Below are 10022 nucleotides of genomic sequence, written 5' to 3' on the forward strand. Positions count from 1 at the left end.
GGACCCCTCCCATTGTAGAAATCAAATGCTTGCAAGTTCTGGTAGGATGATCTTCCCCGTATGGCTAGGGTCTGGTGCGGACCTTCAATACCCAGTCGGTTCTTGTTATCGGATGCGAGGCTAAGATGATGCAAAAGTTGCTCCTCAAGTTCCCTGCTGTAGTACTTTTGGATAGAAATATCTTTTTAAAGCTAGGGGGATCATTATGGAACCGGTACGCATAAGGGACCCCATTCATGGAATGATTGAGCTAAACGAAGGAGAAGCAGCTATCGTAAATCATGAGGTTTTTCAACGCCTGCGAAATATTCGGCAGTTAGCATTAACTTATAAAGTCTATCCCGGAGCTACTCATACTCGTTTCGAACATAGCCTGGGTGTAATGCATTTAGCAAGTAGAATAATGGATTCTCTATATAGGAGACCTTTATTAAGAGAGCGTTTCAATGAAGAAGAATTTAAGAGACTTCGGCAGCTTGTGAGGCTTGCCGGTCTCTTACACGACGTCGGACATGCGCCCTTTTCCCACGGTGGAGAAGCTGTTTTCCCTTCAGGCTTAAAGCATGAGAATTATTCGATTGCCATTATGCGGTGCTATTTTGATCCCATTATTGAAAAATATTTCCCAGATATTAAAGTAGAAGAAATTATTGCCCTACTAAATAAGGGTTACTTGGCTGCTGATTTAGTCTTTTTGGGAAAAATCATTGATGGTGAGCTGGATGCTGATAAACTGGATTATCTTCTCAGCGATTCCTATTATTGCGGTGTTCGATATGGGACTTACGATCTCGAGAGAATTTTAGATACTTTGACTGTGGTTCCGATCATGGAAAGAGCTTTTCCTGTACAGGATGAAAAAAACAAAGAAGACCTTACAGGATTTTGGCTACTTGGTATAGATTCCGATGGAATTCAGGCAGTGGAAGAACTTATATTTGCCAGGTATTGGATGTTTATCCAGGTATACTTTCATAAGACCAGGCGGATCTATGATTATTATTTGACGAGGTTTTTAAAAGATTTTCTTCAGGAAAAATATGAAGGATGTTTCCCTTCTCCCGACCGTTTAGAGGATTACATTTCGTTAGACGATTGTGCTATTCTAGAAGCAATAAAGAAAATGCGAAAAACCAACGAGTGGGCTCGTAGAATTTATGAAAGAGACCATTTATCTGAGGCTTTTGTTACCTTGCCTCACCACAGCGGCCTGGCAAGTTATATGGTAATTTCGGAGCTAAAAGAAAGGTTCTTTGAAAGATATGGTAATGATCCAGCTAAAGCCTACGTAGATGATAAAGCTAAGAAACTACCAACTAACCCATTTTTTGACCTAAAAAAGCAGGAAGAAGAAGACGAAGAGGGGAAGGAAAACAAGAAATTTACTAGTATAGTAGTACAAGATAAACATAACCCTCATAAATATTATTCTATATTCGAATGTTCGCTTCCGCTGCAATTACTTTCACAAAGGAATATTAATATTGTCCGTTTTTACGTGGCGCGTGAGAAAAAGGAGGAGGCAGCGGCGTGGTGTAATGAGCAATTTATCCAAATCCAGTCTAAAATCAAAGAAATTGAGGAGGGTCGGACTTAATGAAGCTTGAAGCACTCATTGCTTATCTAGCAGATAAAACTGTGATCAGAGGGAAGAAGGCATTACAGAAACTGGTTTATTTCTGTACCGAAATTGGTGTACCTGTTTATGCTAGCTTTCGTATGCACATCTATGGACCATACAGTAACGAAGTAGCAGAAGAACTATCGGAAGCTATTACAAAAGAAATCATAAAGCTGAGTTATGATGGCTTTAGCTTTACGAAGGGTAATACTTGCCAGAAATACATTGACGAACATAAGCAGGATATCGACGCTTACCGGGCGAAAATCGATAGGGTTCTGGATACTTTCGGGAAATTATCTCCTTTAGACCTTGAACTTTATGCAACTGTTCATTTTATTGCTACTGCTTTACAGGAGGCGTACGGTAACGTAGACGAACAAAAGGTAATAGCAGAGGTTTACCGGGCTAAAGGAGGCAAATTTACTTTTTCGCAGATCAAGCAGGCCTATGATAATCTTATTACCTGGGGCTGGCTCATCAAACATTAACAACTTACATTAGAAAGCAGGGATAAAAACTTGCTTAACCCCAAAGGCAAAGTCCTGTTCCTCGCCACAGTCTATACCCACTTGGCTTATTTTCACATACCTTTTATGCAGCTTTTGCAAAATAAAGGCTACGAAGTACACGCAGCAGCTTCTCCAGATGAGGGTGGAAAAGAAGATGTAGAGGCTACAGGGGCAAGGTGCTGGGATATAACTTTTTCCCGTTCGCCCTATAGCCTTAAAAATTGGCGAGCTATGAAAGAATTAGGCTACCTGTTCGAGGCTTACCGTTTTGATCTTATCCATGTCTATACCCCCGTAGCCGCTTTTCTAGGGAGATTCGTGGCTAGAGCTAAAAATCAAGGCCCCGTGCTATACACGGCTCATGGATTTCACTTTTACCGGGGTGCACCTTTAAAAAACTGGCTCCTGTATTACCCCCTGGAACGGCTGGCTTCCCGCTGGACCGACGGGCTCATCGTGATCAATAGGGAAGATTTCGAAAGCGCCCGCCGGCTCAGCTTTGAGCCGGGCAGAAACCTCTTTTACGTGCATGGTGTAGGAGTAGATCTTAGCTATTATACATCTCTGTCTTCCACAGGAGAATACGTACGGGTAAAACTCGGCCTTTCTCACTCTGATATAATTGTCACCTGTGTGGCAGAAATGAATCCCAATAAAAATCACATGTTGCTCTTGAGTGCATGGAAAAAGCTAGCGGCAGAATGTTCTAATTGTCACCTCCTGATGGTAGGTAAAGGAGAGCTGATGCAGGTTCTGCAGAAAAAAGTAAGGAAAGAAAAAATACCTAGGGTGTATTTCCTAGGCTACCGCCGGGATGTACCTCAAATCCTTCTGGAAAGTGATATTGTGACTCTAACCTCAAAGCGTGAAGGCCTTCCTAAGTCTATTATGGAGGCTATGGCTGCTGGGAAACCGGTGGTGGCTACTAATGTGCGCGGCAGTCGCGATCTGGTAGAACACGGAAAAACGGGGTTTTTGTTGGAATTAGGGGATACTGAAGGTTTGTTTCTTGCCCTTAAGAGTCTTATAGAAAACGAAAAATTGCGTAAAACCATGGGTCAAGCCGGCCGTGAAAAGATTAAAGATTATTCCCTGGACAGGGTTCTCAATGAGATGGAGGCTATTTACATGCGTTATTTGTAACATTAAAAGTGGTTACCTGATAACAATTGTTAGCAGGAAAAACTCGTCGAATTATTTTAATTTAAGAGAATAATAGGGGAGCTCCTCCGATGGATGGGATAACCAAAAAGAATTTAATTTCCTTATTGTTAGCAATGCTAGATATATTTTTTATCAATTTGGGTTATTTATTAATTTTTTATCTATGGAAAGGCAAATTTTCGACCGAGAATATAGAGGCATACATTACCGTCATCCCTGTAATTTCGATATCGGCTTTGATATTATTCAACATATACGGTTTATATAACATCGAAAGGAGAAACATAAGTGAACTGGCTGTTTCAAGCGTAATTGCGCTCTTTTTTTCCAATGTTATCGGTATGGCTTCGAGCTTTTTCCTTCGGAGTTTTGCTTTTCCAAGGAGTGTTTTTATCGGTGGTTTTATACTGCAAACGGTTTTTATCGTTATTTTAAGGTACATAGCAATAAATTTATACAAAAAGATGCACGGGCCGGAGCGATTGCTCATAGTAGGCAGGGAGGAAGATGCAAAGCAGATAATAAACAGTATTTCTAGGATTGACCGCGGATGGGTGGACTGCAGGTATGCGGTGCTGGGAAATGAGGTAGAAACGCTGAAAGGGGCCATAGCCCTGGCCGATACCATATTTTTAACGGCAGAGGCGGCTAAAAATTTAAAAAAGGAGATTGTAGACGCTTCTTTAAAGGGAAAGAAAATTGCTATCATCCCAGATTTATATGAAATCCTGATGCCGAAGGCCAGGCTTGTCACCTTCGATGATTTACTGGTTTTCGAACTCCCCAACTGGAATATAAGTAAGGGCCAGCAGGCAATTAAAAGGGCACTGGATTTTATCAGCGCGCTGTTGGGCCTGATTTTATCCCTTCCTCTAATTGCCGTTGTATCGATCCTTATCAAACTGACCTCCGAAGGCCCGATCTTTTTCGTCCAGGAGAGAGTCGGCCAGTACGGGAAGAGATTCAAACTTTATAAGTTCCGGACCATGAAAAAAGATGCTGAAAAACATACCGGCCCTGTAATAGCCGGCAGAGACGACCCGCGGCTGGCCCCCCTGGGCAAGGTACTGCGGGCCCTGAGGCTTGATGAAATCCCACAGCTGATCAATGTCCTCAAGGGCGACATGAGCCTTATTGGGCCGAGGCCCGAAAGGCCGGTCTTTGTCGAGAAATACTGCCAAATCAACCCTTATTACAACTACCGCCACCTGGTGAAGCCCGGGATAACGGGCCTGGCCCAGGTAATGGGGAGTTACGATACTTCCTTCGAGGATAAACTTAGGTATGACCTGTATTATATCAGCAATTATTCCCTTTTGCTGGATCTAAAAATATTCTTCCTAACCATAAAAACCGTTTTGCTGGCGGAAGGCATTGTAAAGAAAAAAAATATCGACGTCGATGAACAGTGGCAGAATATGATAGTCCTCTGCAGCGAAGAGCTGTCTTCAAGCAGGGAAAATCACTGAAATAAAGTTTAAAAGCCTCGGAAGCTTGAAAATTCTCTGATTATGTGTAACTTTTATAGATTTTAATGGTTATATCTATTCGTTTTAGTAGGAATTCCTGCTTATAGCAGGGAAAAATAACTTTATGTCGAATAACAAAAGCGAATATCGTAAATTTTTTGCAATAGCTAAATACATATTTTTTGGCAGCTGAAGAAGAACCAAACTAGGAAAGAACAGGAATATAAGATGATTATTAATTGAGGGAGAATTTGGTAGAATTGTTTAACTTTAATTATGTAAAGTTTAGAGGTGATTTCATGAAAGCCATTATTTTATCCGGTGGAAACGGAACACGACTATATCCAATAACAAAGGCAATTAGCAAACAGTTGGTTCCAGTTTACGATAAACCCATGATTTATTATCCACTCTCCACGGTTATGCTTACAGGTATTAAAGATGTGCTGATAATCACCAATCCGGAGTATGTAGAACTTTACAGAAATCTTTTAAAAGATGGATCTCATATTGGAATTAATATACAGTATGCCATCCAAACAGAACCACGAGGCCTTGCCGATGCGTTCATCGTTGGTGAGAGGTTTATCGATGGCGATAAATCTATGCTGATTCTTGGAGACAACATCTTCTATGGCCAGGGGTTCGGTGCTATGCTCAGGAAAGCAGCGTCCTTGGAAAAAGGTGCTGTCATTTTTGGGTATTACGTCAAAGACCCCCGGCCTTATGGTGTTGTTGAGTTTGACGAACAGGGGAATGTTATCTCAATCGAGGAAAAACCTGAAAGACCGAAATCAAACTATGCCATTCCGGGGCTATATTTCTATGATGAAAAAGTAGTAGAATTTGCAAAAAGTTTAAAACCGTCCGCAAGAGGGGAATTGGAAATAACGGATTTAAATAGAAAATATTTAGAAATTGGGGAACTAAAAGTTGAACTTTTTGGAAGAGGTTTTACGTGGCTCGATATGGGAACGTATGATGGATTACTGGAAGCAGCTAATTTTGTGGAAACGATCCAGAAGCGCCAGGGCTTTTACATAGGCTGCATCGAAGAAGTTGCCTTTAGAATGGGGTACATAGATAGGGAGCAACTTTATAAGCTCGGAAAAGAGATGGAAAAAACAGACTACGGAAGGTATTTGATGGATTTGGCGAATGGAGTGAGAGAATGAGCAAGTTTGAAAAGATAGAAACTGGAATAGACGGCTTGTATATAATAAAACCAACTGTGTTTAGTGATAGTAGGGGTTTTTTCATGGAAGCATGGAATGAGAGGGACTTTTTGGATATAGGTTTAAATGTAAAGTTTGTGCAAGATAACCATTCAAGGTCGACTAAGGGAGTCTTAAGAGGTCTTCACTTTCAGGATCCCCACCCCCAGGGGAAACTAGTGAGGGTAGTTACTGGCATCGTGTTCGATGTGGCGGTGGATTTGCGAAGAGATTCTCCAACCTTTGGGAAATGGTTTGGCGTTATTTTGAGCGAAGAGAATAAAAAAATGCTTTACATTCCAGAAGGATTCGCGCATGGCTTCCTTGTATTAAGTGATTATGCGGACTTTCTATATAAGGCAACGGAATACTATTGTAAAGAATGTGATGCTGGAATCATATGGAATGATCCGGATATTGGGATTGACTGGCCACTTAAAGAGTATGGGATAAAGGAGCCAATCCTGTCTGAAAAGGACAGAAATTTACCAACGTTGAAAGAGTGGCTTAAAAGTGGGTGTAGAAGATGAAGGTATTGATCACAGGTGCTAGCGGACAACTTGGCCAGGAGTTTCAAAAGTTGTTCGAAAAAGAAGGCATTGAGTACATACCGGCAGGCCACGGTACACTTGATATAACGAACTTAAGGATATTGAGAGAATTTACTAAAGGCAAAAACATAAGCCATATAATAAACTGTGCTACTTATAATGCAGTGGATAAAGCTGAAGAGGACTGGAAAACAGCGTATCTTGTCAACGGCTTTGGTGTAAGAAATCTTGCAATAGTTGCAAATGAAATAGGGGCAGAGCTAGTGCATTATTCTACAGATTACGTATTTGATGGGGAAAAAAAGAGTCCCTACACGATATACGATACTCCAAACCCGATAAACAAATACGGAGAAAGTAAACTGCTGGGCGAGCGCTTTTGTCAAATGACGCAAAAATATTATCTTGTGCGAGTCAGCTGGGTTTTTGGAAGTGGGAATATTAATTTTCCCAAAAAAGTTCTTGAATGGATCAAGGGGAAAGATGTAGTTAGAATAGCAGACGATGAAGTAAGTTCCCCGACGTACGCAGTTGATTTAGCATATGCAACGTATTTGTTGATAAAAGAAAGAGCGTACGGGCTTTATCATATAACAAATACACCAGCCTCAAGGTACGAGTGGGCAGAGTATATACTGAAAAAAATTAATTTTAAAGACAAGATTGAGAGAGCAAAACGGGATGAATTTAAACTTCCTGCAAAGAGGCCGGGTTATTCCGTTTTGAATAACTTCGGTTTAAAAGAAACGATAAACTTTGAAATGCCGTCCTGGCAGGATGCAACGGACAGATTTTTAAAAGAACTAAACCTTCTATAAGGGGGATTGTCTTTGATTTTACTCGTAACCGGTTGTGCCGGATTTATAGGAAGCAACTTTATATATTACTACCTTGGGAAGTATAAAGATAGGAAAATCATTGGTCTTGATAAACTAACCTATGCTGGCAACCTGGAAAATCTCGAGAACCTTACCCAGGAGCAAAAACAGAGATTTTATTTCATACGAGGAGATATTACCAATGCGGAACTTGTCGATTATATATTCGAAGCGTACGATATAGACGTAGTTGTCAACTTTGCAGCGGAGTCGCATGTCGATAGATCGATACTCGATCCGCAAGTTTTTCTGAAGACAAATGTGCTTGGGACACAAAATCTACTCGATGTAGCCAAAAAACATTGGTATAGGAACGGAAAGTGGAAAGAAGGCAAGAAGTTCATCCAAATTTCAACGGATGAAGTATACGGTTCACTTGGACCAACTGGGTATTTTACGGAGGAAACGCCTCTTGACCCGCATAGTCCCTATTCGGCAAGCAAGGCTTCAGCGGATTTGATGGTAAAGGCGTACCATTATACGTTTGGAATGCCGGTTAATATAACAAGATGCTCGAATAATTATGGTCCATACCAGTTTCCTGAAAAGTTGATACCACTCATGATATGGAACGCATTGAATCACAAAGAACTTCCCGTTTATGGAGATGGTAAGCAGATAAGGGATTGGCTGTACGTAGAAGATCATTGCAGAGCAATAGACTTGGTGATAGAAAAAGGAAGAATTGGGGAAATTTACAACATAGGTGGACATAATGAAAAAGAAAATATCTACATAGTAAGGAAAATTATTGAAATACTCAGGGAAAAAACAGGAGATGAAAATATAAATGAGGGGCTAATAAGGTACGTAAAGGATAGACCAGGCCACGATAGGCGTTATGGAATCGATCCCACAAAGATTATGAAGGAACTCGGTTGGGAGCCAGAAGTAATGTTTGATGATGGGATTGAGAAAACGGTGAATTGGTATTTGAACAATATAGATTGGGTAAAAAGGGTAATATCTCAAGAGTATTTGGAGTTTTATGAGAAGAACTATAGCAAAAGATGATATGTTGGTTTGCAATAAAATTGCAAGAAAAAGAAGTTAGATGCCGCTTTAAATCCCCTGTGAAATGGTGAAGCCTCTGGGAAGAAAGAAGAGGTTCTTTATAATAGTAGCTTTTTTCATAGCAGCTGTTATTTTAAGTTATGCCGGATTTAAGTATTACCAGATATATAAAAACTTGAAAAACATGGAAAAAGAAATTGGTCTACCGCCTAAGGAAACCGAGATTAGACCGCTAAAACCGGTGAATATTTTACTTTTGGGAATCGACTCAGGGGAGTTTATGGGAAGTTATCGGCCGGGACGTGGACGGGCAGATACAATTATGCTTTTTGCAGTCCGACCGGCGGAGGGGAAAATAATTCAGGTGTCTATACCCCGGGACTCCCGGGTGGAAGTCCCGGGGTATGGGGTAACGAAGATAAACCATGCCTATGCATACGGTGGCGCAGAATTGATGCAAAAAACGGTGGAAAAACTTCTTGATATAAAAATCGACAGGGTTGTGGTGTTGAACTACTCGGCTTTTGTCCAGCTAATAGACCGTCTTGGGGGAGTAACCCTTGATGTGGAGGAAGATATAAATAACCGGTACAATATTGGAAAGCCTATATCCACAGGTCATGTAAAGCTTACCGGCGAGGAGGCTTTCCGGTATGTCCATGCTAGGGACGGCGATATAGAGCGGATAAAAAGGCAGCAAAAGTTTTTACAAAGTGTATTTGTTGAAATAAAGCAAAAACAGGCTTATGCTGAGCTGCTTGATTATATTATTGAAAACCCAGAAGTAATCACGACAAATTTTTCTTTAAGGGAAATTCTAGCTTTTTTAAAGAACTCAGAGCAACTAGAAAAGTTAAAGCTGGAAAGTGTCCTCCTTGAGGGAAAAGGGCAATATATTGACGGAATAGCTACTGGATTTTAGATAATAAATACCTGGGAACCGTACAGAATATGATTAGATAACAGAAGTTCTATTTGAAGAATAGTAAGTATACGGGAGATAACAGCCCGGAACAAACCAGTAAACATAGCCGAACGCATAGGACGCCTAAATACCTAGCGTATTCAAGGACCTGGATGGCTGGATACGCTGGAGGCTGCGCATGTGCCTTTGGAAGCAGTGGAATCGGGTACGTACGAGGTATCGTGAACTTAGGGCACTGGGGTTGCTGGAGCGAGTAGTGCACGAATTTGCCAATGCACGGAGAGGGCCATGGCGGATTGCTCGCGGGCCAATGAATAGAGCCCTGGGCAACGCCTACTGGCAACCCCAGGGCCTGACGAGCCTGACCGAACGCTATCAGAGGCTTCGTAAAGCTTGATGAACTGCCGGATGCGGACCCGCATGTCCGGTGGTGTGAGGGGACGGGGGTTAGTCACCCCCTCCTACTCGATATGTGTGCGCTCGGCATGGGATAAAACTTGGTGGTAGGGCTTTTTTCATGCTATCCTGCAGGAACACGTTTTTCCTTTCAGTGCGATGCCTACTTTCACGATATCCTTAATTCCCCTGTCCCTCAAATCCGCCTCGTATTTTTTGCTTTCTATCTGCTCTAAGGCCTTTTGCGCGTCTTTTGCAGGGTCGCCTTCCGATACCTT

At 41.5% G+C, this 10022-nt stretch carries 11 protein-coding genes; 10 read left to right on the forward strand and 1 reads right to left on the reverse strand.

What is annotated here, in order from left to right; all coding sequences use genetic code 11:
* Positions 1-205: 205 nt before the first annotated feature.
* From BUB66_RS10935 to BUB66_RS12790, 10 genes are all read left to right on the forward strand, one after another.
* A complete protein-coding gene (locus BUB66_RS10935; RefSeq protein ID WP_073258444.1) occupies positions 206-1597 on the forward strand; it encodes an HD domain-containing protein in 1392 nt (463 codons plus the stop codon).
* Positions 1597-2112, forward strand: coding sequence for a hypothetical protein (locus tag BUB66_RS10940; RefSeq protein WP_073258446.1), 516 nt, complete (start codon positions 1597-1599; stop codon positions 2110-2112). Before BUB66_RS10935 ends, BUB66_RS10940 begins: the two co-directional genes overlap by 1 nt.
* A gap of 30 nt (positions 2113-2142) precedes the next feature.
* Positions 2143-3276, forward strand: coding sequence for a glycosyltransferase family 4 protein (locus tag BUB66_RS10945; protein WP_073258448.1), 1134 nt, complete (start codon positions 2143-2145; stop codon positions 3274-3276).
* 89 nt (positions 3277-3365) lie between these two features.
* Positions 3366-4766, forward strand: a complete 1401-nt coding sequence (locus BUB66_RS10950) for a sugar transferase (protein WP_073258450.1) — start codon at positions 3366-3368, stop codon at positions 4764-4766.
* Positions 4767-5065: 299 nt separating this feature from the next.
* Positions 5066-5941: a glucose-1-phosphate thymidylyltransferase RfbA gene (gene rfbA, locus BUB66_RS10955; RefSeq protein ID WP_073258452.1), complete on the forward strand. Its 876-nt coding sequence runs from the start codon at positions 5066-5068 to the stop codon at positions 5939-5941.
* Positions 5938-6510, forward strand: coding sequence for a dTDP-4-dehydrorhamnose 3,5-epimerase (rfbC, locus tag BUB66_RS10960; RefSeq protein WP_073258454.1), 573 nt, complete (start codon positions 5938-5940; stop codon positions 6508-6510). The genes rfbA and rfbC overlap by 4 nt, the downstream gene beginning before the upstream one ends.
* Positions 6507-7349, forward strand: coding sequence for a dTDP-4-dehydrorhamnose reductase (gene rfbD / locus BUB66_RS10965; protein WP_073258456.1), 843 nt, complete (start codon positions 6507-6509; stop codon positions 7347-7349). The genes rfbC and rfbD overlap by 4 nt, the downstream gene beginning before the upstream one ends.
* 12 nt (positions 7350-7361) lie before the next feature.
* Entirely contained in the window at positions 7362-8423 is a 1062-nt protein-coding gene (rfbB, locus tag BUB66_RS10970) for a dTDP-glucose 4,6-dehydratase (RefSeq protein ID WP_073258458.1), read from the forward strand.
* Positions 8424-8487: 64 nt separating this feature from the next.
* A complete protein-coding gene (locus BUB66_RS10975; RefSeq protein WP_073258460.1) occupies positions 8488-9345 on the forward strand; it encodes an LCP family protein in 858 nt (285 codons plus the stop codon).
* Positions 9346-9526: 181 nt separating this feature from the next.
* On the forward strand, positions 9527-9745 hold the full coding sequence (locus BUB66_RS12790; protein ID WP_425291881.1) for a hypothetical protein: 219 nt from the start codon (positions 9527-9529) through the stop codon (positions 9743-9745).
* 118 nt (positions 9746-9863) lie between these two features.
* Here BUB66_RS12790 and BUB66_RS12795 read toward each other — a convergent pair.
* Positions 9864-10022 (reverse strand): PD-(D/E)XK nuclease domain-containing protein (locus tag BUB66_RS12795; protein WP_188092900.1); only part of this gene is annotated, 159 nt, incomplete at its 5' end.

The sequence above is a fragment of the Caldanaerovirga acetigignens genome (genome assembly GCF_900142995.1).
Classification (GTDB): Bacteria; Bacillota; Thermosediminibacteria; order Thermosediminibacterales; family Thermosediminibacteraceae; genus Fervidicola; species Fervidicola acetigignens.

Coding starts and splice junctions, on each gene's coding strand:
- BUB66_RS10935 (WP_073258444.1), top strand. CDS start 206: ATGGAACCGGTACGCATAAGGGACCCCATTCATGGAATGATTGAGCTA.
- BUB66_RS10940 (WP_073258446.1), top strand. CDS start 1,597: ATGAAGCTTGAAGCACTCATTGCTTATCTAGCAGATAAAACTGTGATC.
- BUB66_RS10950 (WP_073258450.1), top strand. CDS start 3,366: ATGGATGGGATAACCAAAAAGAATTTAATTTCCTTATTGTTAGCAATG.
- rfbA (WP_073258452.1), top strand. CDS start 5,066: ATGAAAGCCATTATTTTATCCGGTGGAAACGGAACACGACTATATCCA.
- rfbC (WP_073258454.1), top strand. CDS start 5,938: ATGAGCAAGTTTGAAAAGATAGAAACTGGAATAGACGGCTTGTATATA.
- rfbD (WP_073258456.1), top strand. CDS start 6,507: ATGAAGGTATTGATCACAGGTGCTAGCGGACAACTTGGCCAGGAGTTT.
- BUB66_RS10975 (WP_073258460.1), top strand. CDS start 8,488: ATGGTGAAGCCTCTGGGAAGAAAGAAGAGGTTCTTTATAATAGTAGCT.
- BUB66_RS12790 (WP_425291881.1), top strand. CDS start 9,527: ATGTGCCTTTGGAAGCAGTGGAATCGGGTACGTACGAGGTATCGTGAA.